Annotated in this window: 22 protein-coding genes; 17 read left to right on the forward strand and 5 right to left on the reverse strand. The window is 67.3% G+C overall.

The genetic code is table 11. The features are described from left to right. Window positions 1-257: 257 nt before the first annotated feature. The 3 genes from CFB52_RS05720 (at window position 258) to CFB52_RS05730 (ending at window position 2,870) form a co-directional block, all read left to right on the forward strand. A complete protein-coding gene (locus CFB52_RS05720; RefSeq protein WP_034186533.1) occupies window positions 258-1,322 on the forward strand; it encodes a glycosyltransferase family 4 protein in 1,065 nt (354 codons plus the stop codon). Window positions 1,323-1,557: 235 nt separating this feature from the next. Then, entirely contained in the window at window positions 1,558-2,367 is an 810-nt protein-coding gene (locus CFB52_RS05725; protein ID WP_059573976.1) for a hypothetical protein, read from the forward strand. Between the two features lie 38 nt (window positions 2,368-2,405). Next, window positions 2,406-2,870: a DUF2214 family protein gene (locus CFB52_RS05730; protein WP_059573975.1), complete on the forward strand. Its 465-nt coding sequence runs from the start codon at window positions 2,406-2,408 to the stop codon at window positions 2,868-2,870. Window positions 2,871-2,992: 122 nt separating this feature from the next. Here CFB52_RS05730 and gudD read toward each other — a convergent pair whose 3' ends face one another. Beyond that, entirely contained in the window at window positions 2,993-4,345 is a 1,353-nt protein-coding gene (gene gudD, locus CFB52_RS05735; RefSeq protein WP_099316213.1) for a glucarate dehydratase, read from the reverse strand. A gap of 360 nt (window positions 4,346-4,705) precedes the next feature. Between gudD and CFB52_RS05745 the strand changes: the two genes are divergently transcribed. Next, window positions 4,706-5,455: a FadR/GntR family transcriptional regulator gene (locus tag CFB52_RS05745; protein ID WP_011544971.1), complete on the forward strand. Its 750-nt coding sequence runs from the start codon at window positions 4,706-4,708 to the stop codon at window positions 5,453-5,455. A 142-nt stretch (window positions 5,456-5,597) separates the two neighbouring features. Here CFB52_RS05745 and CFB52_RS05750 read toward each other — a convergent pair whose 3' ends face one another. The 3 genes from CFB52_RS05750 to pdxY all read right to left on the reverse strand — a co-directional run bounded on the left by CFB52_RS05750 (window position 5,598) and on the right by pdxY (window position 10,376). Next, on the reverse strand, window positions 5,598-6,746 hold the full coding sequence (locus CFB52_RS05750) for a branched-chain amino acid ABC transporter substrate-binding protein (RefSeq protein WP_099316214.1): 1,149 nt from the start codon (window positions 6,744-6,746) through the stop codon (window positions 5,598-5,600). Between the two features lie 371 nt (window positions 6,747-7,117). Next, window positions 7,118-9,262 (reverse strand): phosphocholine-specific phospholipase C, encoded by a 2,145-nt coding sequence (locus tag CFB52_RS05755; protein ID WP_099316215.1) that lies wholly within the window; start codon window positions 9,260-9,262, stop codon window positions 7,118-7,120. 253 nt (window positions 9,263-9,515) lie between these two features. After that, entirely contained in the window at window positions 9,516-10,376 is an 861-nt protein-coding gene (pdxY, locus tag CFB52_RS05760) for a pyridoxal kinase PdxY (RefSeq protein WP_060313304.1), read from the reverse strand. A 185-nt stretch (window positions 10,377-10,561) separates the two neighbouring features. Here pdxY and CFB52_RS05765 point away from each other — a divergent pair, with 185 nt between their 5' ends. Further along, entirely contained in the window at window positions 10,562-11,623 is a 1,062-nt protein-coding gene (locus CFB52_RS05765) for an alpha/beta fold hydrolase (protein WP_099316216.1), read from the forward strand. 36 nt (window positions 11,624-11,659) lie between these two features. Here the strand turns inward: CFB52_RS05765 and CFB52_RS05770 are convergent, their stop codons facing one another. Continuing rightward, a complete protein-coding gene (locus CFB52_RS05770; protein WP_059573969.1) occupies window positions 11,660-12,658 on the reverse strand; it encodes an LLM class flavin-dependent oxidoreductase in 999 nt (332 codons plus the stop codon). Window positions 12,659-13,296: 638 nt separating this feature from the next. Between CFB52_RS05770 and hpnI the strand changes: the two genes are divergently transcribed. The 12 genes from hpnI to astA all read left to right on the forward strand — a co-directional run bounded on the left by hpnI (window position 13,297) and on the right by astA (window position 26,639). Then, entirely contained in the window at window positions 13,297-14,472 is a 1,176-nt protein-coding gene (hpnI, locus tag CFB52_RS05775) for a bacteriohopanetetrol glucosamine biosynthesis glycosyltransferase HpnI (RefSeq protein ID WP_099316217.1), read from the forward strand. Window positions 14,473-14,606: 134 nt separating this feature from the next. Beyond that, window positions 14,607-16,049, forward strand: coding sequence for a hopanoid biosynthesis associated radical SAM protein HpnJ (gene hpnJ, locus CFB52_RS05780; protein WP_306532324.1), 1,443 nt, complete (start codon window positions 14,607-14,609; stop codon window positions 16,047-16,049). 3 nt (window positions 16,050-16,052) lie between these two features. Continuing rightward, window positions 16,053-16,937 (forward strand): hopanoid biosynthesis-associated protein HpnK, encoded by an 885-nt coding sequence (gene hpnK / locus CFB52_RS05785; protein ID WP_060965776.1) that lies wholly within the window; start codon window positions 16,053-16,055, stop codon window positions 16,935-16,937. Continuing rightward, the gene (locus CFB52_RS05790; RefSeq protein ID WP_099316218.1) at window positions 16,934-17,983 is read left to right on the forward strand and encodes a lysylphosphatidylglycerol synthase domain-containing protein; all 1,050 of its coding nucleotides are present in this window, start codon (window positions 16,934-16,936) and stop codon (window positions 17,981-17,983) included. Before hpnK ends, CFB52_RS05790 begins: the two co-directional genes overlap by 4 nt. 88 nt (window positions 17,984-18,071) lie before the next feature. Then, window positions 18,072-18,626, forward strand: a complete 555-nt coding sequence (locus CFB52_RS05795; protein ID WP_099316219.1) for a hypothetical protein — start codon at window positions 18,072-18,074, stop codon at window positions 18,624-18,626. A gap of 363 nt (window positions 18,627-18,989) precedes the next feature. Next, window positions 18,990-19,679, forward strand: a complete 690-nt coding sequence (locus CFB52_RS05800) for an ABC transporter permease (protein ID WP_006488734.1) — start codon at window positions 18,990-18,992, stop codon at window positions 19,677-19,679. Further along, window positions 19,676-20,389 (forward strand): ABC transporter permease, encoded by a 714-nt coding sequence (locus CFB52_RS05805; RefSeq protein WP_059573964.1) that lies wholly within the window; start codon window positions 19,676-19,678, stop codon window positions 20,387-20,389. The genes CFB52_RS05800 and CFB52_RS05805 overlap by 4 nt, the downstream gene beginning before the upstream one ends. Window positions 20,390-20,409: 20 nt before the next feature. Further along, window positions 20,410-21,210, forward strand: a complete 801-nt coding sequence (locus CFB52_RS05810; RefSeq protein ID WP_006488736.1) for an ABC transporter ATP-binding protein — start codon at window positions 20,410-20,412, stop codon at window positions 21,208-21,210. 21 nt (window positions 21,211-21,231) lie between these two features. Beyond that, complete coding sequence (locus CFB52_RS05815) at window positions 21,232-22,272, forward strand: GlxA family transcriptional regulator (RefSeq protein ID WP_059573963.1); 1,041 nt, start codon at window positions 21,232-21,234, stop codon at window positions 22,270-22,272. 1,008 nt (window positions 22,273-23,280) lie between these two features. Then, window positions 23,281-24,513 (forward strand): aspartate aminotransferase family protein, encoded by a 1,233-nt coding sequence (locus tag CFB52_RS05830; RefSeq protein ID WP_099316220.1) that lies wholly within the window; start codon window positions 23,281-23,283, stop codon window positions 24,511-24,513. A gap of 30 nt (window positions 24,514-24,543) precedes the next feature. Next, on the forward strand, window positions 24,544-25,611 hold the full coding sequence (gene aruF / locus CFB52_RS05835) for an arginine/ornithine succinyltransferase subunit alpha (protein WP_099316221.1): 1,068 nt from the start codon (window positions 24,544-24,546) through the stop codon (window positions 25,609-25,611). Beyond that, entirely contained in the window at window positions 25,608-26,639 is a 1,032-nt protein-coding gene (gene astA / locus CFB52_RS05840; RefSeq protein ID WP_099316222.1) for an arginine N-succinyltransferase, read from the forward strand. The genes aruF and astA overlap by 4 nt, the downstream gene beginning before the upstream one ends. Window positions 26,640-26,641 lie beyond the last annotated feature (2 nt).

A 26,641-nucleotide genomic window follows, 5' to 3' on the forward strand; every position in this document is an offset into this window, starting at 1 on the left:
TTTGAAATGTCGTGCGCCGTATCGGGATTAACCCTAGATAATCGGCTCCGGGTTCGATTCCAGGTTTTTTACGAACCCCTGTCAACGGGTCTTCGTTTCAAACGTTCTATGCCTGTCGCGTCGACGACGCTCCTTGAGCAGCGCGGGTTCGACGCCCCGGCAGGCTGATTCGTCCGGCTTTCGGACGACATGCATCCCGGCCCCCGGCAGGTTGCCGACCCATACCTGGTTTTTTGCCGATTTTTTAGGAGTTACGCATGCGAATCGCCCAAATCGCTCCGTTGCATGAAGCGGTGCCCCCGAAACTGTACGGCGGTACCGAGCGAGTGGTGTCCTACCTCACCGAAGCACTCGTCGAGATGGGGCATGACGTCACGCTCTTCGCGAGCGGCGATTCGCAGACCTCCGCGAAGCTCGAAGCGTGCTGGCCGCAGGCGCTGCGCCTCGACCCGACCATCCGCGACGTGATGGCCCCGCACATGCTGCTCCTCGAGCAGGTGCGCCGCCGCGCGGAAGAGTTCGATGTCCTGCACTGCCACATCGACTACTACCCGTTCTCGCTGTTCTCGCGCCAGCCGGTCCCGCATCTGACGACGATGCACGGCCGTCTCGACCTGCCGGAGCTGCAGCCGATCTTCAACGCATTCAGCGACGTGCCGGTCGTGTCGATCTCCGACAACCAGCGCATCCCGCTGCCGCAGGCGAACTGGCTGTCGACCGTGTATCACGGCCTGCCGGAAAACCTGCTGACGCCGATCCCGAACGTGAAGCCGAGCTACCTCGCGTTCCTCGGCCGCATCTCGCCGGAAAAGCGCGTCGACACCGCGATCCGCATCGCCGAGCAGGCCGGCCTGCCGATCAAGATCGCCGCGAAGCTCGACAAGGCCGACCGCGCGTACTACGAAGAGAAGATCAAGCCGCTGTTCGCGCTGCCGCACGTCGAGTACATCGGTGAAATCAGCGAAGCCGAAAAGACCGAATTCCTCGGCAACGCGCACGCGCTGCTGTTCCCGATCGACTGGCCGGAGCCGTTCGGCCTGGTGATGATCGAGGCGATGGCCTGCGGCACGCCGGTGATCGCGTTCAAGCGCGGCTCGGTGCCGGAAGTGATCGACAACGGCGTGTCGGGCTTCGTCGTCGAAGACGAACTGTCGGCCGTCGCCGCGCTCAAGCGCCTCGATACGCTGCCGCGCGAGAAGGTTCGCGCCGCGTTCGAAGCCCGTTTCTCGTCGAAGGTGATGGCGCAGAACTACGTGAAGGGCTACGAGGAACTGCTGCGCCAGAAGCGCCGCACGGTGCTCCGCGAAGTCAACGCAAGCTGATTGCGGGCCGCCGCCGCACGGCGGCGCGCGACCGTACGACGCCCCGTCCGGGTCTTCCGGCGGGGCGTTGTCACATCCGCGGCGCGGATGTGTTGTATTCTCGCCGCGCCCGGCGCCGCGAACCGGCTTCGAAGCGGCCCGGCACGCCATCCGGCCGTCTGTCCAGACGGTAATGTCCCTATAATGGCCGTGCCGTGAAATCCGGCCCGGTACGAATATCCAGAGGAGAGCAGTCTTGGCGAGAACGAAAACCACGCGCGCAGCGCCGGCCCCCGGCGCCGGTGTGATCTTCGCGTTGCGCGCGATCGGTCTCGTGCTGCTCGCGCGCTGGCTGTTCTCGATGTCCCAGATGGGCTATCGCTCGTCGCTGTCGGCGATGGTGTCGTCGCCGTGGGCATTCATCTACCTCATCCTGATCTTCCTGCTGCTCGCGTTGCCGGGTGCCGCCGCACGGGCCGAGCGGCCGTTCCATCCGCTGCCGCAGTGGCTGCGCCAGGCGCTGCGCGCGTTCGCGCTGATCGGTTTCCTGTTCGCGGTGTGGTCGATCGGCGCCTTCACGTGGGCGGCCGGCTGGCGCCGCGCGCTGCACGCGGTGACGGCCACCAACGGCTGGCTCGTCGCCGCGCCGGCGCTGTACGCGGCGATCGTGTGGATCTGCCGGCCGCGGCCGCTTTGGCGGACCAACGTGGCCGCGCGCCGCTTCGCGGTCGGCCGGTATGCGATCTCGCTCGACATGCTGACGCGCACCGCGATCGTCTGGATGGAAAGCCGCAAGGTCGGCCAGTACGACGCGCGCGAACTGTCGGTGCGCTGGCCCGGCCGCGCGGCGCCCGCCGCGGGCGAACAGGGCGTGCAAGGCGCGCAGCCGGCGGTCGTGCCGCCGCGTCGCGGCAGCCTGTTCAATCGACCGAAGGTGGAGCTGCTGTGGGATTCGCCGGCGGCTGTCGGCCACAACCGGCAGATCGTGATGCGCACGCCGCTCGCGACCGAAGGCGACCGCGTCGCGGTGCTCGCGCTCGACGCGGCGCTCAAGCAAATCGTCTGACACGGCCCGCGCACGGACGCGGGCGACAAGGAGGCGCGATGATCGTCCGTTGGTTGCTGGCTGCCATCCACCTGAGTGCGTTCGGCGTCGCGTTTGCCGCGATCGCGGCGCGTAACCGCGCGTTGCGCCGGCTCGTCGCGTCGGCGCAGGCGGCCGATTTGCCCGGCGTGTTCAAGGCGGATGCGCTCTGGGGGCTGTCCGCGCTCGTCCTGATCGCGACAGGCCTCGCGCGTGCGTTCGGCGGTTTCGAAAAAGGGACCGCGTACTACCTGCACGAACCGCTCTTTCACCTGAAGATGACCGCGCTCGTGCTGATCCTGCTGCTCGAGGTCGTGCCGATGCTGGGGCTGATCCGCTGGCGTGTCGCCGCGCGGCGGCAGCAGATGCCCGATATCGGCCGTGCGCGCACCTATGTGCGGATCGGCCACTGGCAGGCGGTGCTGGTGATCGTCATCGTGTTCGCCGCGTCGGGGATGGCGCGGGGGATTGGCGCGGCCGGCTAGGTGCGGCTGGCTAGGGACGCCCGGTTAGGGACGCCCGGTCAGGGACGCCCGGTCAGTGATCCCCGGCTAGAGGCGGCCGCCCGGGCGTGACCGGGCGACGTTGCCGCCCGGTCGGTCCGTGCTCAGCGCACGAGGCACGGGCGCTTGTTGTTGAACGTCCAGCCCGGAATCAGATACTGCATCGCCGCCGCGTCGTCGCGGGCGCCGAGGCCGTGCTGCTTGTACAGCTCGTGCGCGAGCGCGACCGCATCCATGTCGATGTCGATGCCGAGCCCCGGCCGCTTCGGCACGTCCACCAGCCCGTTCTCGATCTTCAGCGGCTCGCGCGTCAGCCGTTCGCCGTCCTGCCAGATCCAGTGCGTATCGATCGCGGTGACCTGGCCCGGCGCCGCGGCCGCGACGTGCGTGAACATCGCGAGCGACACGTCGAAGTGGTTGTTCGAATGCGAACCCCACGTGAGGCCCCAGTCGCGGCACATCTGCGCGACCCGCACCGAGCCCTGCATCGTCCAGAAGTGCGGATCGGCGAGCGGGATGTCGACGGCGTGCAGCTGCACCGCATGGCCCATCTGCCGCCAGTCGGTCGCGATCATGTTGGTCGCCGTCGGCAGCCCCGTCGCGCGGCGGAATTCGGCCATCACCTCGCGGCCCGAGTAACCGTTCTCCGCGCCGCAGGGATCTTCCGCGTACGCGAGCACGTGATGCTGGTCGCGGCACAGCCGCACGGCCTCGTCGAGCGACCATGCGCCGTTCGGATCGAGCGTCACGCGCGCGTCGGGGAAGCGCTCGGCGAGCGCCGTCACGGCCTCGATCTCGCTTGCCCCTTCGAATACGCCGCCCTTCAGCTTGAAGTCGTTGAAGCCGTAGCGCGCATGCGCGGCTTCGGCGAGCCGCACGACGGCTTCGGGCGTCAGCGCGGCTTCGTCGCGCACGCGCGTCCAGTCGTCGGTCGCGCCGCGGCCGTCGCGATAGGGCAGCGCCGTCTTCGTGCGATCGCCGATGTAGAACAGGTAGCCGAGCATCTCGACACGCTCGCGCTGCTGGCCTTCGCCGAGCAGCGCGGCGACCGGCACGCCGAGATGCTGGCCGAGCAGGTCGAGCAGCGCGGCCTCGAGCGCGGTGACCGCGTGGATCGTCGTGCGCAGGTCGAAGGTCTGCAGCCCGCGGCCGCTCGCGTCGCGGTCGGCGAAGGTGCGCCGCACGTCGTTGAGCACCGCATGATAGTTGCCGACCGGCTGGCCGACGACGAGCGCGCGCGCGTCGTCGAGCGTGCGGCGGATGCTTTCGCCGCCCGGCACTTCGCCGACGCCCGTGCGACCCGCGCTGTCCTTCAGGATCACGAGGTTGCGGGTGAAGAACGGGCCGTGCGCGCCGCTCAGGTTGAGCAGCATGCTGTCGTGGCCGGCGACCGGAATCGCTTGCAGGTCGACGATGCGCGGCGTGTCGGGGGAGGGCGAGGCAGTGACGGCGTTCATGGGCGGCGATGGCGAGAGAGTGGGCGATGCCGTGCGGCAAAAGCTTTGCCGCGCGCGGCGGGAGGTGCGATCATTCGACAACCGACGTGCGCGGCGCGCAAGGCCCGCATGTCGACGCAACCCGAAACGGGGGTGAAAGCGGCAACCGGGCCGGCGGCGCGCGAAACGCGAACGCGGCCCGATTGTCACGCACGGGACCGGGACGGTGCTGAACGGCCGACCTGAGTCGACAGGAGATCCGTGCGCCGATCATCAGTCGTCGGATGACTTGTGACGCAGTATAATGAATCATCGGCTTTCGCTCAAACCCCGCGTAAACCCTCGGCTCACATTACGATCATTCAAAAAGGAACCGGCCACATGTCCGTGCCTACGCTTCCCGCAGCGCCGCGCCGTCGCGCACGCAGCCTCGCACAAGATGTCGTCGACGCGCTGACCGCGCAGATCGAAAACGGCACGCTGCGTCCCGGCGACAAGCTGCCGACCGAAACCGAAGTCATGGCGGCGCAGGGCGTGAGCCGCACGGTCGTGCGCGAGGCGATCTCGCGGATGCAGGCGAGCGGCCTCGTCGAGACGCGCCACGGCATCGGCAGCTTCGTGCTGGAGCCGTCGCGCCGCCAGACGCTCGGCATCGATCCCGCGACGATCACGACGCTGCGCGACGTGCTCGCGGTGCTGGAGCTGCGCATCAGCCTCGAAAGCGAGTGCGCGAGCCTGGCCGCGCAGCGCGCGAACGATGCCGACCTCGCCGCGCTGCGGCGCGCGCTCGACGCGATCGCGACGGGCGCGGGCGGCGGCCGCGACACCGCGCAGCTCGACTTCCAGTTCCACCTGCAGATCGCGCAATCCACCGGCAACCGCTATTTCGTCGACATCATGACGCAGCTCGGCACGTCGATCATCCCGCGCACGCGTGTGAACTCGGCGCGCTTTGCCGGCGACGACCTCGAGCGTTACGTGGGCCGGCTGAACCACGAGCACGAGGACATCTACGAGGCGATCGCGCGCCACGACCCGGAAGCGGCCCGCGCCGCGATGCGCACGCACCTTACGAACAGTCGCGAGCGGCTACGCCGCGCACACGAGGCGGCGGAGGCCGAGGCCGGCTGACCGCTGGCCGGGGCGTGGGGTCCGCGCGGCGGCGGGCCTGCCTCGAATCGCTTCAACATCAGTCGTCATACGAGATCGGTGCGGGCCGCGCCGGTCTCAGCGGCGAGGCGGCGTTTCCGCCGCCGGCCGCCTCCGTCGCCGATCAGCCTCCCTTCGTCACGATCGTCTTCCACGCGCCATTCTTCACGTGATACAGCGTCGACATCCCGCTCTTCAGCGAGCCGTCGTTCGCGAACGAGATGCGGCCGGTCACGCCTTCGAAGTCGATTTTCTTGAGCGCCGGGCGATAGGCCTTCGGGTCGGTCGAGTTGGCCGCCTGCATCGCCTTGATCGCCGCCCACGCCGCGTCATAGCCGAACTGCGCATACGACAGCACGTCGACGCCGAAGCGCTTCTTGAAGCGTGCCTCGAAATCCTTGCCCTGCGGCAACTCGTCGAGCGGACGGCCGTATTCCCATGCCATCGCGCCTTCGGCGGCCGGGCCCGCGATCTTGATGAACTCGTTGTCCTTCACGCCGCCGCCGCCGACGAACTGCGCATTCAGCCCGAGCTGGCGCATCTGCTTGATGAAGTTCGCGGCGAGCGAATCGAGGCCGCCGAAGAAGATCAGGTCGGGATTCTTGGCCTTCAGGCTCGTGATCTGCGCGCGGAAATCGACCGCCTGGTTGTTGGTGAACTCGCGGCCGATGAGGTTGCCGCCCGCGGCCTTCACGGCCTTCTCGAATTCGTCGGCCTCGCCCTGGCCGAACGCGGTGCGGTCGTCGATGATCGCAATGCGCTTCGCCTTCGTCACCTCGACCGCGTACTTGCCCGCGTTGCCCGCATTCTGGCCGTCGGTCGCGATCACCATGAACATGTTCGCGAGCCCGCGCGACGTGAGCGTCGGGTTGGTCGCGGCCGGGTCGATCACCGGAATGCCGGCCTTGTCGTAGACCACCGACGCCGGGATCGTCGTCCCCGAATTGAAGTGACCGACCACGACCGACACGTTCTGGTCGACGAGCGCCTGCGCGGCCTGCACGCCGATGCGCGGGTCGGCCTGGTCGTCCTGCACGACGAGATTGAAGCGGGCGGGCTTGCCGGCGATCTGCACCTTCTGCGCGGCCGCATCGTCGAGCGCGAGCTGGACACCGTTTTGCAGATCCTTGCCGTAGCCGGCGTTCACGCCCGTGAGCGGCGCGGCGAAGCCGACCTTCACGTCGGTTGTGTCGGCCGCCTGCGCGGCCTGTTGCGAGAGGAGGGCAAGCGCGGATGCGATGGACACCGACAGCAGGGAATGACGGAATTTCATGTTGTTCCTCTTGTTCGACACCGGCGAGTGGATACCGCGCGCACCAGGACGGGCCGGGCGCGTGCGACGGGCGGGCGGTTCGACCGCTTCTCGGAATCGGGCGGGGAGGTCGGCATCGTGATCCTCGGAAACATCTCCCGGCAGGCTCCGCGAAGAGCCCCGATTGCCTCGATATATAGGTCGCCGATATGCGCGGGTCTTGGAAATTTGCCGCGCATTCGATGCGGATTTGCGCATAGCTTCCGCGCGACCGGCCACGGCCGGTATCGGGAGTTTCCCGTCGCGAACGGAACGGGTGCGGAGAAGGGGGGAGCGGTGCGGGGCAAGGGCGCGGCGCGGCCTGCCGGGGCCGCGCCGCGCGTGGGCCGACGTCAGTCGGACAGGGCGTCCGATGCGGCCTCGGCGTCGTCGTGCGACGCGGTCGTGCGGATCAGCGGGTCGCTGGTGCTCGGGCGGCCCGTTTCGACGTGGCCGGCGAAGCGGCGCAGGAAGCCGAGCTGCCGGCCGTCGCTGACGGTCAGGTCGTACCAGCCGTGGCTGCCGCGCAAGTCCCAGTAATCGTCGACGTGCGCGCCCGGCGCGAGATCGAACGTACGCGCGTGACCGTGGCCGTACGCGTTCGTGACCTTGAGCCGCACGGCCTTGTGGCCGCGGTTCATCAGGCGCAGCGTGATGTTGCCGTTCGCGACGTCGTAGCCGTAGATCACTTCGGGGTTCACGTTCGCGCTGCCGACGCCGGTCGCGAACGGGCCGCGGAAATGGCAGTAGAAGCCGTTCGGGCCGTACACGTCGAGGTCGTACAGGCCGAGCGACGCGGCCGCGCTCCACGTATCGGCGATGCGTTTGCCGGCTTCGACCGTGTACGTCCACGGGCCGTCGACGCGGTTGCGCGACTGGACCTGGAACGCGACGCCCGCGCGGCCCGTGTTCGCGAAGGTCAGCCGGAACTGGCCGTTCGCGGCTTCGACGCGGCCGTGCACGAACAGCTCGTACGGCAGCGCGCGCGCCGGGCGCAGCCCGGCTTCCTGTTTCGGCAGCTTCTGCAGCACCGGCGGCACCGGGATGTAATCGGGGTGGCGATTGCGATCCGGCGGCGCGTAGCCGCTCGTATCGGGCAGCGTCGGCCAGCCGGCGTCGGCCGTCGCGAAATCGAACGCGGCGGTCAGGTCGCCGCACACCGCGCGACGCCACGGCGACACGTTGGCGGCCGTGACCGGATACTGCGCGCCGAACCGCGCCTCGATGAATTGCAGCAGCGACGTGTGATCGAAGGTCTGCGAGCAGACCCAGCCGCCCTTGGTCCACGGCGACACGACCAGCATCGGCACGCGCGGCCCGAGCCCGTACGGGCCGGCCATGTGCGATGCGTCGCCGGCGAACACCTCGTTGGTCGTCGCGACGGTCGACAGCCCGTTCTCGCGCGACTGCGGCGCGAACGGCGGCGGCACGTGATCGAAGAAGCCGTCGTTCTCGTCGTACGTGATGAAGAGGGCGGTCTTGCTCCACACGTCGGGATTCGACACGAGCGCCTTCAACACCTGCTCGATGTACCACGCGCCGTAGTTCGCGGGCCAGTTCGGGTGCTCGGAATACGCTTCCGGCGCGCAGATCCACGACACCTGCGGCAGCGTGCCGTTCTTCACGTCCTGTTGGAGCACGTCGAACAGCGTGCCGCCGGCGCTGATGTTGGTGCCGGTGCGCGCCTTGTCGTACAGCGGCGTGCCGGGCAGCGCGGTGCGGTACTGGTTGAAGTAGAGCAGGGAGTTGTCGCCGTAGTTGCCGATGTACGGGTTCTGCGTCCAGCCCCACGAGCCGTTCGCGTCGAGCCCCGTGCCGACGTCCTGGTAGATCTTCCACGACACGCCGGCCTGTTCGAGCACTTCCGGATAAGTCGTCCAGCCGTAGCCCTTTTCCTCGTTGCCGAGCACCGGGCCGCCGCCCGTGCCGTCGTTGCCGACGTAGCCCGTCCACATGTAGTAGCGGTTCGGGTCGGTCGAGCTCGGGATCGCGCAGTGGTACGCGTCGCAGATCGTGAACGCATCGGCGAGCTGGTAATGGAACGGGATGTCGTCGCGCTTGAGGTACGCCATCGTCGTGGTGCCCTTGTTCGGCACCCACTGGTCGTAGCGGCCCTTGTTCCACGCGGCGTGCATGTCCTGCCAGCCGTGCGGCAGGTCCTGCAGGAACTGCAGGCCGAGCTTGTCCGCGCCGGGGTGGAACGGCAGCAGTTCGGCCGGGCCGACCGGCTGGTGAAACACCGACTTGCCGTTCGCGAGGCGCAACGGGCGCGGGTCGCCGAAGCCGCGGACACCGCGCATCGTGCCGAAGTAGTGGTCGAACGAGCGGTTCTCCTGCATCAGGATCACGATGTGCTCGATGTCGCGGATCGTGCCGGTGCGGCGGTTCGCGGGAATCGCGAGCGCATCCCGGATCACGGGCGGAAACAGGTTCAGCGCGGCGGCGCCGGCAGTGCCGGCGGCGACGCGCAGGAAGTCACGACGGTTCGATCGGGTCATGGTCGTTATCGTGCGGTAAAGGGGGAGCCGATTGGCGGGACCTGCGGGAAAGGCGCGCACCGAATCGCAGGATGCGGCTGCGTCGGTGCGTGCCGCCGCGAGCATAGCGAGGAATCGGTGTCATTCATGTGAAGTCCGGAAACGTTTGCATGGACGGCGAACCGGTATCGGGATGCGCATCGAAGGCGGTCGTGGTGTAACGGGGAAAGCAGGAAAGCAGCGCGGCGGAGCAGCGCAACGCGGTGCCGGCGCGTCAGGCGTCGGTCACCCACGCGCCGAACCATTCGCTCGGGCGGGCGATCTCGTCCTGCGCGGCGACGAGTTCGAGTTCGTAACGGCGTGCGTCGTAGGTGGCCTTCACGACCGCATGCACGGCCGCGAGCGTGTGTTCGAACGCGGCGCGCACGGAGTCGCCGCGCAGCCGGCACGCGACGAAGATCGCACTGGTGAGGTCGCCGACGCCGACCGGGTGGCGCGGAAACGCATACAGCGGCCGCTGGCCGATCCACGCTTCGGTTTCGGTGACGGCGAGCATGTTGAAACGGTCGGCCGGGCTGTTGCGGTCGTGCAGGTGCTTGACGAGGATGATCTGCGGGCCGCGGCGGATCAGCGCGCGGCAGGCGTCGACGGCTTCGGCGACGGTCTCGATGCGCCGCCCGGCGAGCTTCTGCAGTTCGGTATGGTTCGGCGACATGCCGTCGGCGAGCGCGGGCACCTCCTGGACGATGAATTCCTCGACGCCGGGCTCGGGCCGGATGCCGCCCGTCTGGCCCATCGCCGGATCGCAGAAGTACCACGCGTTCGGATTCATCGCCTTCACCGAGCGCACGATCTCGACCGCCGCGCGCGCCTGCGGCGGCGAGCCGAGAAAGCCGGACAGCACCGCGTCGCAACGCTTGAGCGCGCCGATGGCGGCGATGCCGTCGACGAGCTGTTCCATCTTGGCGGCATCGATCGCGCTGCCGGCCCAGTGGCCGTACTGCATGTGATTCGACAACTGGACGGTGTTGAGCGGCCAGACGTTGACGCCGAGGCGCTGCATCGGGAACACGGCCGCACTGTTGCCGGCATGGCCGTAGATGACGTGCGACTGAATGCTGAGGACGTTTTTCATGGGAATTCGCCTGCACGCGTTTCAGGGTCACGTCACACGATACCCGAGTTCGTCATACGCGCGGAAGTCGCGCGGCCCCGGAGTGTTGCGCGCCGTCGTCACGCGAGCGCGTAGAATCGCGGGGCGCGAGCCCGTCCCGCTGCACTCCGGCGGCCCGCGCGCGTCCCCCCATCACCGTGATCGCCATGCTTTCGATTTGCAAGATGTTGTCCGTCGCGCGTGCCGCGGTGCTCGGCGCGAGCGCCGCCGCCGCGTGCGCGCTGCCCGTTGCGGGCGTTGCCGCGACGCCCGCCGCCAACGACGGGCCCGCGTACGGCCCGCGGCTGGAAGGGTTTGCGTATCCGGCGCCCGTGCACGTGTACGCGTTCGTGTCGCAGCGGGAAACCCTCGAGATGGCGTACCTCGACGTGCAGCCCGCGCACCCGAACGGCCGCACCGTCGTGCTGCTGCACGGCAAGAACTTCTGCGCGGCGACCTGGGAAGACACGATCGACGTGCTGAGCCGCGCCGGCTATCGCGTGATCGCGCCGGACCAGATCGGTTTCTGCAAGTCGTCGAAGCCCGAGCGCTACCAGTACAGCTTCCAGCAACTCGCGCGCAACACGCACGCGCTGCTCGAATCGGTCGGCGTGAAGTCGGCGACGATCATCGGCCATTCGACGGGCGGGATGCTCGCGGTCCGCTACGCGCTGATGTATCCGAAGGCGACCGACCAGCTCGTGCTCGTGAACCCGATCGGCCTCGAGGACTGGAAGGCGCTCGGCGTGCCGCCGCTGTCGGTCGACTACTGGTATGCGCGCGAGCAGAAGACCACGGCCGACGGCATCCGCCGCTACGAGCAGGCGACCTACTATGCGGGCAAGTGGTCGCCGTCGTACGAGCGCTGGGTGCAGATGCTCGCCGGGATGTATCGCGGCGCCGGCCGCGACGCGGTCGCGTGGAACTCCGCGCTGATCTACGACATGATCCTCACGCAGCCGGTGGTCTACGAATTCGGCGCGATCCGCGTGCCGACGCTGTTGATGATTGGCGACAAGGACACGACCGCGATCGGCAAGGACGCCGCGCCGCCCGACGTGCATGCGAAGCTCGGCCGCTATCCGGAGCTCGCGAAGCGCACGCAGGCCGCGATTCCCGGCGCGCAGCTCGTCGAATTCCCGGCGCTCGGGCACGCGCCGCAGATCCAGGACCCCGACGCGTTCCACAAGGCGCTGCTCGACGGGCTGGAGGCCGTGCGCCCGCAGTGACGCGGAGCAGGCCGCCGGCCGCGCGCCGTCGGGCGGTCAGCCTGCCTCGTTCGCGAGCTCGTCGCGGATCTGCGCGGCCAGTTCGAACGAGCGCAGCCGCGCGGCGTGATCGTAGATCTGCGCGGTGATGATCAGCTCGTCGGCGCCCGTCTGCGCGATGCGCTCGCGCAGCTTGTCGCGCACCGTGTCGCGCGAGCCGACCGCCGCGAACGACAGCGAATGCGCGACGGTCGCGAGTTCGAGTTCGTTCGCCTCGAGCACGTCGACGGGCGGCGGCAGCTTGCCCGGCGTGCCGCGCCGCAGGTTGATGAACTGCTGCTGCAGCGACGTGAACAGGCGCCGTGCCTCGTCGTCGGTCTCGGCCGCGAACACGTTGACGCCCACCATCGCGTGCGGCTTCGGCCACGCGGCCGACGGCCGGTACTGCGCGCGATAGATCTCGAGCGCGCGCATCAGGTAATCCGGCGCGAAGTGCGACGCGAACGCGAACGGCAGCCCGAGCATTGCCGCGAGCTGCGCACTGAACAGGCTCGAACCGAGCAGCCACACCGGGACGTCGAGCCCTGCGCCGGGCACCGCCCGCACGCGCTGGCCGGGCACCGGCTCCGCGAAGTAGCGCTGCAGCTCCGCGACGTCGTCCGGAAACGAATCCGCGCTGCCGATCAGGTCGCGGCGCAGCGCGCGCGACGTGGTCTGGTCGGTGCCGGGCGCGCGGCCGAGGCCGAGGTCGATGCGCCCCGGATACAGCGACGCGAGCGTGCCGAACTGTTCGGCGATCACGAGCGGCGCATGGTTCGGCAGCATGATGCCGCCCGAGCCGACCCGGATCGTGCGCGTGGCGCCCGCGACGTGGCCGATCACGACGGCGGTGGCCGCGCTCGCGATGCCCGGCATGTTGTGATGCTCGGCCAGCCAGTAGCGCCGGTAGCCCCAGCGTTCCGCGTGCTGCGCGAGATCGACGGTGTTGCGGAACGCTTGCGAGGCGTCGGCGCCGGCCGGGATGGGGGCGAGATCGAGTACGGAAAACGGTGTCATCGGAAGACCTTCGAAACGGGTGGCGTGGTGATGCGCTGACGCAACAAACGCCAACGATTTTGCCAAAGGGTTCCGGAACGTGCTGGCGGCGCGCGCATACCCATGCGCCTTACAGGGGCGCAGGGTTCCTTGCGATGATCGTTGCAAAAATCAATTCAATCGCCAATTAATGACCAAACTTTACGGCGATTGGAAATGAAACCGCATCGACATACAAATTTGCACGAAATGTCTGATTTTAAAGACTGCAATACGCCTGCAAAGTACTTACGCTAACGTGAACGTGGCCGGGCCGATCGGGCTCGTCGACCGCTCAGCTTTGCTGGAATTGCACTAGTCCGTTTCCCGGAACGCCGAGCACCGGGGGGCGCGGACTGTTAAAATCCGGCGCCTGCCCATCTTGTGCCGATGGAGCCATTCGAGTCTTCCCGCATGCCGCCCGGGCGCTGCACGGGGGATACGCCACGCGAAGCCGGGCATGGCCGCACCCGAACGACGGGTCGTGCCTCCCCCATTACAGACGCTGCAGGAACAAGGAGTCGGGTCGTGCCCGCGTTCGTCGTAGTCGGAATACCGCATCACGTTCAATCACGCTCGAGCGTTTGCCATGGCGCCCAGGTCGCCGGGAGGCGTCGCGCATGACGCCGATCGTCACGCTGCTCGACTGGCTCCTGATCGCGTTCACGCTCGCCGCGGCCGGCTATGCGCTCGTCGCGGCCTTCGCGCCGCGGCCGCGCACGCCGCGCACGGCGGTGCGCGACGGCTTCGAGCCGGTCAGCGTGCTGAAGCCGTTGTGCGGCGCGGAGCCGCACCTGTACGACAACCTCGCGACCTTCTGCACGCAGCGCCACCCTTGCTACGAGGTGCTGTTCGGCGTCGCATCGCCGGCCGATCCGGCCATCGCCGTCGTCGAGCGGCTGCGCGCCGCTCATCCGGCGTGCGACATCACGCTCGTGGTCGACGCGCGCGTGCACGGCAAGAACCTGAAGGTCAGCAACCTGATCAATCTCGCCGAGCGCGCGAAATACGGGCGCATCGTGATCGCGGACAGCGACATCGCGGTGCAGCCCGACTATCTGGAGCGCGTGACGGCGCCGCTCGCCGACGCGTCGGTCGGGGTCGTCACGTGCCTGTATCATGCGCGCAGCGTCGGCGGCTTCTGGACGCGGATCGGCGCGCAGTTCGTCGACGCCTGGTTCGCGCCGTCGGTGCGCATCACGCACCTCGGCCGCTCGAGCCGCTTCGGCTTCGGCGCGACGCTCGCGCTCACGCGCGACACGCTCGAGCGGATCGGCGGCCTCTTCGCACTGAAGGACGAACTGGCGGACGATTTCTGGCTGGCCGAGCTGCCGCGTCGGCTCGGGCGGCGCACCGTGCTGTCCGAGGTCGAGGTCGCGACCGACGTGATCGAACCGTCGTTCGGGCCGCTGTGGCGCCGCGAGACGCGCTGGCTGCGTACGATCCGTTCGCTGAACCCCGCCGGCTTCGCGTTCCTGTTCATCACGTTTACCGCGCCGTGGCTCGCGATCGGCGCGGCGCTCGCGTGGCGCCTCGACGGCACCTTCGCCGGCACGCTGGCGGGCGGGGCGGCCGCGCTCGGCGCATTCGGGCGGCTCGTGCTGCACGCGCGCGGCGAGGACGGCTGGCGCGCGTTCTGGCGCGACCTGCCGCTCGTCGCGGTGCGCGACACGCTGCTCGCGCTCGAGTGGCTGGCGGCCGTGTTCGGCACCCATGTCGTGTGGCGCGGCGCGAGGATGACGGTCGTCGGCGGCGAACGCGCGACGGCGGCCGTGGAAGCAGTGGACGGCCGCTAGGGCTGGCGATCGGACCCGGCCCGCGGGCCGACACGCGTCGCACGGCGCAGCCGCGCGGCGCGACATGACGAAGAGGCGGGCGCCGGCATGGCGGCCCGCGGTTTTTTGACTGAATCGTTGTAACGAAACGAACTATGCAGGCTACCGGAGCATTCATGAAAACGCTGTTCTTGCAGGCCCCTTCGTATGACGGCTTCGACGGCGGAGCCGGCTCGCGCTATCAGGCGAAGCGCGAAATCCGTTCCTTCTGGTATCCGACCTGGCTCGCGCAGCCGGCCGCGCTCGTGCCGGGCAGCCGCGTCGTCGACGCGCCGGCCGACGGCCTGTCGGTCGAGGAAACGCTGAAGATCGCCAACGACTACGATCTCGTGATCATCCACACGAGCACGCCGTCGTTCCCGACCGACGCGATGTTCGCGCAGGATCTGAAGAAGATGAAGCCGTCGATGCTGGTCGGCATGGTGGGCGCGAAGGTGATGGTCGATCCGCACAACTCGCTCACGGCGAGCGACGCCATCGACTTCGTGTGCCGCGAGGAATTCGACTACACCTGCAAGGAGCTCGCCGAAGGCAAGCCGTTCGCCGAGATCAAGGGCTTGAGCTGGCGCGCGAAGGACGGCTCGATCGAGCACAACGAAGCGCGTCCGATCCTCGAGAACATGGACGAACTGCCGTTCGTCGCGCCCGTTTACAAGCGCGACCTGAAGATCGACAACTACTTCATCGGCTACCTGAACTATCCGTACGTGTCGATCTACACGGGCCGCGGCTGCAAGTCGCGCTGCACGTTCTGCCTGTGGCCGCAGACGGTCAGCGGGCATCGCTACCGCACGCGCTCGGTCGAGAACGTGCTCGCGGAAGCGAAGTGGATCCGCGACAACATGCCGGAAGTGAAGGAGCTGATGTTCGATGACGACACCTTCACCGACGATCTGCCGCGCGCCGAAGCCATCGCGATCGGCCTGGGCAAGCTCGGCATGACCTGGTCGTGCAACGCGAAGGCCAACGTGCCGTACAAGTCGCTGAAGATCATGAAGGAAAACGGCTTGCGCCTGCTGCTGGTCGGCTTCGAATCGGGCGACGACCAGATCCTCGTGAACATCAAGAAGGGTGTGCGCACCGATTTCGCGCGCCGCTTCAGCGCGGACTGCAAGAAGCTCGGCATCAAGATCCACGGCACCTTCATCCTCGGGCTGCCGGGCGAGACGAAGGAAACCATCAAGAAGACGATCGAGTACGCGAAGGAAATCAACCCGCACACGATCCAGGTGTCGCTCGCCGCACCGTATCCGGGCACGACGCTGTACAAGCAGGCCGTCGAAAACGGCTGGATGGAAGAGAACAAGACGATCAACCTCGTCAGCAAGGAGGGCGTGCAGCTCGCGGCGATCGGCTATGCGCACCTGTCGCGCGACGAGATCTATCACCACCTCGAACAGTTCTATCGCGAGTTCTACTTCCGTCCGTCGAAGATCTGGGAAATCGTGCGCGAGATGCTGACGAGCTGGGACATGATGAAGCGGCGCCTGCGCGAAGGCGTCGAGTTCTTCCGCTTCCTGCGCGCGCACGAGGCCTGATCCGTGGCGACGCAGCGGGCGGCGCGGGCGCTGATCTTCACCGCGGACGACTTCGGGCTGCACCCGCGCGTCAACGCGGCGGTCGAGCGCGCGCACCGCGACGGCGTGCTGAACGCCGCGAGCCTGATGGTGGGCGCACCCGCCGCGCAGGATGCGATCGAGCGCGCGCGGCGGCTGCCGTCGCTCGCGGTCGGGCTGCATCTGGTGCTCGCGGACGGCCCGGCCACGCTGCCCGCGCATGAGATTCCCGCGCTCGTCGGGCCCGACGGGCGCTTCGGCGACGCGATGGCGAAGGACGGTTGTCGCTTCTTCTTTCTGCCGCACGTGCGCGCGCAACTGCGCCGGGAAATCCGTGCGCAGTTCGACGCGTTCGCGGCGAGCGGCCTGCCGCTCGACCACGTGAACGCGCACAAGCATTTCCACCTGCATCCGACCGTGCTGTCGATGATCGTCGAGATCGGCCGCGACTACGGGCTGCGCGCGGTGCGGCTGCCGTACGAAACGAGCGCGCCCGCGCTGCTGAAGCCGTGGATCGCGCTCGTGCGCGCGCGGCTCGACCGCGCGGGGCTCGCGCACAACGACTACGTGGTCGGCATCGAGCATACGGGCGCGATGGACGAGGCCGTGCTGCTCGACGCGCTCGCGAAGCTGCCGCCGGGCGTCGGCGAGATCTACTGCCATCCGGCCGAAGCGGGCGATGGCCCGATCACGCCGACGATGGCCGGCTATCGCCCGGTCGACGAACTCGATGCGCTGCTGTCGCCGCGCGTCGCGGCCGCGCTGAAGGCGGCGGGCGTCGCGACCGGCGGCTTCGCCGACGTGTTCGGCGGGCCTGCGGCACGACGTGGCGCGCACGCGTCGCGCGCAGCGGGAGCGCAGCCGTCATGAGCAAGTGGATCAAGTGGCTCGGCTGGCCGATCGGCATCGGCATCCTGCTCGCGCTGGGGCTGCACGAGGGCGTCGATGACGTATCGCAGATGCTCGCGCGCGCCGGCTACGCGCTGCTGTGGCTCGTGCCGTTCCACGCGCTGCCGCTGTTGCTCGATGCGTACGCATGGCACCAACTGCTCGACCGGCGCGGCTCGCTGCCGTTCCTGTGGTGGATCGCGACCGTGCGCGAGGCGGTGAACCGGCTGCTGCCGGTGGTCGGCATCGGCGGCGAGATCGTCGGCATCCGGCTCGCGCGCTGGCAGGTGCCCGACGCGAGCCGTGTGACCGCGTCGGTGATCGTCGAAGTGCTCGTGACGATCGTCGTCCAGTATGCGTTCGCGGCGCTCGGCCTCGTGCTGCTGCTCGCGACGACCGACAACATGGGCGGCGGCACGATCGGCCTCGCGCTGCTGCTGACGCTGCCGTTGCCGGTGCTCGGCGTGGTGCTGATGCGGCGCGGCGGCATCTTCCATGCGATCGAGCGTTTCGCGGGCCGCCTGCTCGGCGATTCGCACCGGCTGCTGCAGGGCGTCGACGGCCGCCGGCTCGACGCCGACATCGATTCGCTGATGTCGCGCACGGGCCTGCTGTTCAGCGCGTTCTTCTGGCAACTGGCCGGCTACGTGCTCGGCGCGCTCGAGATCTACTGGGCGCTCGCGCTGCTCGGCCACCCGGTGTCGATCGGCGGCGCGATCGCGATCGAGGCGATGACGCAGGCCGTGCGGCATGCGGCGTTCATGGTGCCGGGCGGGCTCGGCGTGCAGGAGGCGACCGTCGTGCTGCTCGCGCAGATGTTCGGCGTCGACCGCGAGACGGCGCTGTCGCTCGCGGTGGTCAAGCGCGGCCGCGAGGTGCTGTTCGGCTGCCTCGCGCTCGGCTCGTGGCAGCTTGCCGAGCTGGTGCGCACGCGCCGCCGCCTTGGCGCACCGCCGGCCGGGCCGCGCGCGGCGCCCCCGGCGAATCGGGCGCCCGAAACCCGGACCGAAACCGAAACGACGCATTGAACAGCGGACGCCCCGCGCGGCACGTCTCGCGCTTTTGGCGTCGCGCGGGTATCCTTGCCGCGTGTTTTCTCCACGCGCCATTCTTCCGATGATTTTCCGTTTCCGGCTGCTTTCCGTGACGATGCTGGCCGCCGCGCTGGCGCTGACCGGTTGCGACGACCAGGGCCATCTCGACGTGCAACGTATCAGGGATTTCTTCAACGCGATCAAGCCCGCGCCGCTGCTGCTGAAGGGGCTGAAGGTCGGCGAATCGACCGAGGCCGACGTGCGCGGCACGATGGGCAAGCCCGAGACCGAGCGCACGTTCACCGACGGCTCGAAGCGTCTCGAATATCCGCGCGGCCCGATGGGCAACCAGACCTGGTTCGTCGATCTCGATGCGAACGGGCGCTACACGGGCGCGACGCAGGTGCTGACCGCCGAGAATTTCGCGAAAGTGCGCCCGGGGATGGACGAGGACGAGGTGCGGCGCCTGCTCGGCAAGCCCGGCGACATCGCGCAGTATCCGCTGAAGCCGGAGACGGTCTGGAGTTGGCGCTGGCTCGAGGACGGCGTCAACACCGACGCGTTCTTCAACGTCCATTTCGGCCCGGACGGGCTCGTCTACACGACTTCGCGCTCCGACATCCTGAAAGAGCGGTGACGCTCACGCGCGGCGCTTCTTCAGCCAGTCGCGCAGCGCGTCGCGGGCATGAGCGAGCGATTGTGTGGTGTACGTCCCGACCTGCCCATTCGGCCCGATGGCCAGTCCGGCGCTATATCGAAAAAGCGACCGGAAAATTGCAAAAAAACCGCTTCCCGGCATGTCATCCGACTGTCAGGGAGCGGTTTTTTTCCTTTTGAAACAGCGGCGTAGGTCGTGTGCAGAAATGGTGGGACGAATTGTTGCGACGCAGCAATCGCGCGCATGGTGATTTGAGGCAAATAATTTCGCTTGCGACTATCCGCGTCACTCCGGCGCGGGACAGGCATGCGCGTCGGCATTCATTCAACTCTGGAGACGCGCGTGTTCCTTTACGGCTTTGGTCCCGTCCTCTGGGCCGGCACCGTGCAGACCATCGAGCTGTCGGTGCTGTCGCTCGCCACCGCGGTGGCGCTGGGGCTGATCGGCGCGGTGGCGAAGCTGTCGCACAACCGGGTGCTGCGAGCGATCGCGACCGGTTATACGACGCTGATCCGCTCGGTGCCCGATCTTGTGCTGATGCTGCTGCTGTTCTACAGCATCCAGATCTGGCTGAACCAGTTCACCGACCTCGTCGGCTGGAACCAGATCGACATCGATCCGTTCGTGGCCGGCGTGCTGACGCTCGGCTTCATCTACGGCGCGTACTTCACCGAGACGTTTCGCGGCGCGTTCCTGTCGGTGCCGCGCGGCCAGCTCGAAGCCGGTGCGGCTTACGGGATGAGCGGCGCGCGCGTGTTCGCGCGGATCATGTTTCCGCAGATGATGCGCTTTGCGCTGCCGGGCATCGGCAACAACTGGCAGGTGCTCGTGAAGGCGACCGCGCTGGTGTCGATCATCGGTCTCGCGGACGTCGTGAAGGCCGCGCAGGACGCCGGCAAGAGCACGTTCAACATGTTCTTCTTCATCCTCGTCGCGGCGCTGATCTACCTTGCGATCACGACCGTTTCCAACCTCGTGCTGATCCAGCTCGAGAAGCGTTATTCCATGGGCGTGCGGCACGCAGAACTATGATCGAGATCCTCCAGGAATTCGGCAAGGCGTTCCTTTTCTGGGACGGCCAGCGCCTGTCCGGCCTCGCGGTCACGCTGTGGCTGCTCGTCGCATCGATTTCGCTCGGCTTCGTGTGCGCGGTGCCGCTCGCGGTCGCGCGCGTGTCGAGGAACAAGTGGGTGTCGACGCCCGTGCGGTTCTACACGTACGTGTTCCGCGGCACGCCGCTCTACGTGCAGTTGCTGCTGATGTACACGGGCATGTACAGCCTCGAGTTCGTGCGCTCGCACTCGCTGCTCGACGCGTTTTTCCGCAGCGGTTTCAACTGCGCGATCCTCGCGTTCGCGCTGAACACCTGCGCGTACACCACCGAGATCTTCGCCGGAGCGATCCGTGCGATTCCGCATGGAGAGGTCGAGGCGGCGCGCGCGTACGGGATGTCGCCGTTCACGATGTACCGCCGCGTGATCCTGCCGTCGGCGCTGCGCCGTGCGCTGCCGCTGTACAGCAACGAGGTGATCCTGATGCTGCACGCGACGACCGTCGCGTTCACGGCGACCGTGCCGGACATCCTGAAGGTCGCGCGCGACGCCAATTCCGCGACCTACATGGCGTTCCAGTCATTCGGGATCGCCGCGCTGATCTATCTTGCGGTATCGTTCGCACTCGTCGCGGCGTTTCGCCGCGCGGAGCGCCACTGGCTCGCGTATCTCGCGGCCGCCCGTCACTGAATTACTTCGAGGAGAGCCAGTTGGCCGAGATCACTCAAACGAGCGCGTCCGCTTCCGTCAAGCTTGCCGCGGTCGATATCCACAAGCGCTACGGCGACAACGAGGTGCTCAAGGGCGTGTCGCTGAACGCGAAGGCCGGCGACGTTATCAGCATCATCGGCGCGAGCGGGTCGGGCAAGAGCACGTTTCTGCGCTGCATCAATTTCCTCGAGCGGCCGAATGCGGGGCAGATCGTCGTCGACGGCGAGGCCGTGCGCACGAAGACCGACCGCGCCGGCGCGCTCGAAGTCGCCGATCACAAGCAGTTGCAGCGCATCCGCACGAAGCTCGCGATGGTGTTCCAGCACTTCAACCTGTGGGCGCACATGAACGTGCTCGAGAACGTGATGGAGGCGCCCGTGCACGTGCTCGGCATTTCGAAGAAGGAAGCCGAGGAGCGTGCGCGCGAGTATCTGGAGAAGGTCGGTTTGCCGCCGCGCGTCGAGAAGCAGTATCCGTCGCATTTGTCGGGCGGCCAGCAGCAGCGCGTGGCGATCGCGCGGGCGCTGGCGATGCATCCTGACGTGATGCTGTTCGACGAGCCGACTTCCGCGCTCGATCCGGAGCTGGTGGGCGAAGTGCTGAAGGTGATGCAGAAGCTGGCCGAGGAAGGCCGCACGATGATCGTCGTCACGCACGAGATGGGATTCGCGCGCAACGTGTCGAACCACGTGATGTTCCTGCATCAGGGGCGGACCGAGGAAGAGGGCGATCCGAAGGAGGTGCTGGTGCGTCCGCAGAGCGAGCGGCTCAAGCAGTTCCTGTCGGGCAGCCTCAAGTAACGCGACAGGGCGGGTTTCAACGTGGTACCGGTGTCTCGTCCCGCAGGCGCCACCCGCACGACGCAGGTGGCGATCGTTGCATTGCCGCCCGTGTCGATGTCGGGCGTGGGGCCGATCGTCGATGCGCTGAATCTCGCGAACGAGATCGACGGGCGGCTTTTGTACCGTTGGCAGGTGTGTTCGTGGGATGGGCGGCCGGTGCCGCTCGCGGGCGGCGCGCAGTGGCATGCCGATGCGGCGTTCAACGATGCGATCGCGTGCGACTGGTTGATCGTCGTGTCGGAGCGGTTTCAGCAGTTTGCCGATTATCGGTTGTTTCTCGCGAGTCTCGCGCGGGTTGGGCAGCGCACCCCCGTTGTGACCGGCATTCATCACGGCGTGTGGTGGCTGGCGATGGCGGGGCAGCTTTCCGGGTATCGCGTGAGCGTGAACTGGGAGACGTATCAGCAGTTCGCCGAGCAGTTCGAGCGGTCGATCGTCACGCAGCAGATCTTCGAGATCGATCGCGATCGGGCGACCTGTGCCGGTGGGCAGGCGACCGTCGATTTCATGCTGGCCATGATTGGCCGCGAACATGGGGCGGACCTCGCGGAGCGGATTGCCGATGCGCTTGGGGCCGGCACGCTGCGCAGCGGTGAGGAGCGGCAGCGGATTCCTTTTGTTACCGCGCCCGGTGAGCGACATCCTCGGTTGAATGATGCTTTGCTTTTGATGGAAGCCAATATCGAAGATCCGTTGACGACCGATGAGATCGCCGGGCTCGTCGGCGTTTCACGCCGGCAACTGGAGCGGCTCTTTCGGCAGTATCTCGGGGCGATGCCCTCGAAGTATTACCTCAATCTTCGGCTGCTCAAGGCTCGGACGCAGTTGCAGCGGACCAGCAAGTCGGTCGTTCAGGTTTCTCTCGCTTGTGGGTTCTCTTCTGCCGCGCACTTCTCTAACGCTTACCGCGAAAGGTTCGGAGTCACGCCTCGGGAAGATCGGCGAGCGTGGCTCGAGAAGCAGACTGGCGGCGGCAGTGAACCTCGTGGAGGGGCGCTCGTCGAGCGCGAGAAGGGGTGATGGCCGGGGGTGATGTTCGGGGTGGTGTTCGGTGGTGCGGTTTGCTCTCTCGTGAAGTACCTGTGATCGTGTCGGTCTATTAGCGTCGCCCCTCCGCGGGGCAGCGGTCACTTTTCTTTGTCTTGCCAAAGAAAAGTAACCAAAAGAAAGGCGCTCAGATAACGCATGACTTACCGGTGCCATGGCGCCCCAGAGTGGATCGCACAAAAGTGTCCGCGCCAGTCAGGACCCCAGAGTGGTTCGAGCAATGGTTCTGACACCACTGGCTACCCCACGGAGCGGTATACCGCCCGCTAGCTCCGTCCTCGCTTCGCTCGGCCGACAGGTCCATCCCAACCAATTCCGACAACGCGCCCCAACGTGCTTTCGATAAACGGGAATTCGCCGTTCTGCTCGCGAGAAAAATGGGGGCGCAAATACATCGTCTCGCGAAGACACCGATGGTCAAACGATTCGGATACGCAAATGCGAAGAGCAGAAAAAGTGCCTGGCCGTCGACGCCCGATGGAGGAAGCACGAACGCAACCGCCCGCCCTGAAGTACCTTGCAGCCGAGCGCAGCGAGGATGGAGCTAGCGGACGGTATACCACTCCGTGGGGTAGCGAGTGGTGTCAGAACCATTGCTCGAACCACTCCGGGTTCGTGGCTGGCGCGGACACTTTTGTGCGGACCACTCTGGGGCGCCATGGCACCGGTAAGTCATGCGTTATCTGAGCGCCTTTCTTTTGGTTACTTTTCTTTGGCAAGACAAAGAAAAGTGACCGCTGCCCCGCGCAGGGGCGACGCTAATAGACCGACACGATCACAGGAATTTCACGACCCCGGAAGCGCCCCCGAGACAGCGAGAAAAAGCCGCAAAATACCGACCCACATCAACCAACCGACCTGCCCGGAAGGGCAAAACCCAAACCTTCCGATAGAACCCGTCGCAATTCCGCAAGACGCTTGCGTCGCCCTTACCTAAACTTGATCCTGTTGAACCCTCTTACGAAACCGAAAGGAACGACCATGACGACCTCGACCGTGACCCGCCAGACATTCGACGAAGTGATGGTGCCGGTATTCTCTCCCGCGCCGTTCGTGCCGGACCGTGCAGAGGGCTCGCGCGTATGGGACACGGCCGGCCGTGAATACATCGACTTCGCGTGCGGCATCGCGGTCACGTCACTCGGCCACGGCCACCCGGAACTGCTGAAGGTGCTGGACGAACAAGGCCGCAAGCTCTGGCACATCGGCAACGGCTACACGAACGAACCGGTCCTGCGCCTCGCGAAGCGCCTCGAATCGCTGACCTTCGCCGACCGCGCATTCTTCGCGAACTCGGGCGCGGAAGCGAACGAAGCCGCGCTGAAACTCGCGCGCCGCGTCGCCTTCGACCGCCACGGCGCCGACAAGGTCGAAATCGTGTCGTTCGTGCAGTCGTTCCACGGCCGCACGTTCTTCACCGTCAGCGTCGGCGGCCAGCCGAAATACTCGGAAGGCTTCGGCCCCGTGCCGGAAGGCATCAGGCACCTGCCGTTCAACGACATCGAAGCCGCGAAGGCCGCGATCGGCCCGAAAACCTGCGCGGTGATCGTCGAGCCGGTGCAGGGCGAAGGCGGCGTGATTCCCGCCGATCCGGCGTTCCTCAAGGCACTGCGCGAAGCGTGCGACGCGAACGACGCACTGCTGATCTTCGACGAAGTGCAAACGGGCGTCGGCCGCACGGGCCAGTTCTACGCCTACATGGACACGGGCGTCACGCCCGACATCCTGACGACCGCGAAAGCGCTCGGCAACGGCTTCCCGATCGGCGCGATGCTGACGACGAACGAACTGGCCGCGCACTTCAAGGTCGGCGTGCACGGCACGACGTACGGCGGCAACCCGCTCGCATCGGCGATCGCCGACAAGGTCGTCGAACTGATCGGCGACCCGGCCCTGCTCGAAGGCGTGCGCGAACGCAGCGTGCGCCTGAAGGGCGCGCTCGAACGCATCAACGCGCGCTTCGGCATCTTCAAGGACATCCGCGGCAAGGGCCTCCTGGTCGGCGCCGAACTCACCGCCGCATTCGACGGCCGCGCGAAGGACTTCGTCACCGCCGCCGCCGAGCAAGGCCTGATCATGCTCATCGCCGGCCCGAACGTGCTGCGCTTCGTGCCGTCGCTCGTGATCCCGTTCGACCTGCTCGACGAAGGCGTGAAGCGCTTCGAGAAGGCAGTCGAGCAGGTGGTCGCGGCCCAGGAAGCCACCGCGCGCTGATCGGCGCCCCCATCGCAGACAGGAACGACGATGCTATTTGTTCGCCCCGGCAAACTCACGGATCTCGATGCGCTCGCGCACATGGCGCGCACCGCGCAGCCGGTCCTGCACTCGCTGCCGCACGACCGCGCGGCGCTCGAAGCGCGTGTGGCGCTCTCGGAAGATTCGTTTCGCGCGGACGTCGACTTCGCCGGCGAGGAGTTCTACCTCTTCGTACTCGAGGATTCGTCGACCGGCAAGCTGCTCGGCACGGCGAGCATCGTGGCCGCGGCCGGCTACTCGGAACCGTTCTACGCGTTCCGCAACGACGCGCTGATCCACGCGTCGCGCGAGCTGCACGTGAACCGCAAGATCCATGCGCTCACGATGTCGCACGAGCTGACCGGCAAGAGCCGGCTCGCGGGCTTCTACGTCGATCCGTCGCTGCGCGGCGACGCGGCCGCGCACCTGATCTCGCGCGCCCGGATGATGTACATCGCCGCGAACCGCCGCCGCTTCACGCCCGAAGTATTCACGCTGCTGCTCGGCGTGAGCGACGGCAACGGCGCATCGCCGTTCTGGGAAGCGGTGGGCCGCAAGTTCTTCGGCCGCGATTTCACCGACGTCGACATCGCATCGGGCGGCCGCAGCCGCACGTTCATCGCCGAAGTGATGCCGGCCTATCCGCTCTACGTGCCGCTGCTGCCGGAAGCCGCACAGCGCGTGCTCGGCGAGCCGAACGAAACGGCGCTGCTCGCATACGACATCCATCTCGAGGAAGGCTTCGAGCCCGACCGCTTCGTCGACATCTTCGACGCGGGCCCGGTATTGACCGCGCAGGTCGATCGCACCGCGTGCGTGAAGCACGGCGCGGAGCGCGTCGTGCGCGAGGCCGCGCATCAGCAGGGCGACGTCGCGTACCTGGTGTCGACGGGCAGCGGCGAATCGTTCCGCTGCGTGCTGGCCGACCTGCCGGGCGAGACCGCCGACGCGCGGGGCGCCGAGGCGCCGCTGGCCGGCGACGTGCGCGCGGCGCTCGACGTGAAGGAAGGCGATGTCGTGCGCTGCGTGCCGCTGCATCGCCGCGACGATGAAGAATCGAAGGGAGACGCAACATGATCGTCGTTCGTGTCGTACAAACGGGCGACGTCGACGCGCTCGTGTCGCTCGCGCAGGAAACCGGGCCGGGCCTGACCACGTTCAAGCCCGACCGCGACGCGCTCGCCGCGCGCATCGAACGCTCGCGCCGCACGCTGGAGGGCAAGGCGGCGCCGGGCGAAGCCGGCTACTTCTTCGTGATGGAAGATTCGAAGACGGGCGACATCGCGGGCGTGTGCGGGATCGAGACGCAGGTCGGCCTCGAGCAGCCGTTCTACAACTACCGCGTGAGCACGGTCGTGCACGCGAGCCAGGAACTCGGCGTGTGGACGCGGATGTCCGCGCTGAACATCTCGCACGACCTGACGGGCTACGCGGAAGTGTGCTCGCTGTTCCTGAGCCCGCGCTATCGCACGGGCGGCGTCGGCGGCCTGCTGTCGCGCTCGCGCTTCATGTTCATCGCGCAGTTCCGCGACCGCTTTCCGGAGCGCATCTGCGCGGAACTGCGCGGCCACTTCGACGAGGACGGCACGTCGCCGTTCTGGCGCGCGGTCGGTTCGCACTTCTACCAGATCGATTTCAACGCGGCCGACTACCTCAGCTCGCACGGCCGCAAGTCGTTCCTCGCGGAACTGATGCCGCGCTACCCGGTGTACGTCGACCTGCTGCCGCAGGACGCGCAGGACGCGGTCGGCCTCACGCACCGCGACACGCTGCCGGCCCGCAAGATGCTCGAGGCCGAAGGGCTGCGTTACCAGAATCACGTCGACATCTTCGACGCGGGCCCGGTGCTCGAATGCCACGTCAACGACCTGCGCACGGTGCGCGAGAGCGTCGTCGTGCCGGTCGCGATCGGCGTGCCGGACGCAACCGACAACGTACCGAAGTCGCTCGTGTCGAACACGTCGCTCGACGATTTCCGCGTCGGCGTCGCGCCGGGCGTGGTCGCGAACGGCGCGTTCGTGCTGTCGGCCGACGATGCCGCCGCGCTCGACGTGAAGGCCGGCGATCCGGTTCGCGTGCTGCCGCTCAAAGTCAAACAGGGATAAAC

It is taken from the genome of Burkholderia sp. AU18528 (genome assembly GCF_002223215.2).
Taxonomy (GTDB): domain Bacteria; phylum Pseudomonadota; class Gammaproteobacteria; order Burkholderiales; family Burkholderiaceae; genus Burkholderia; species Burkholderia semiarida.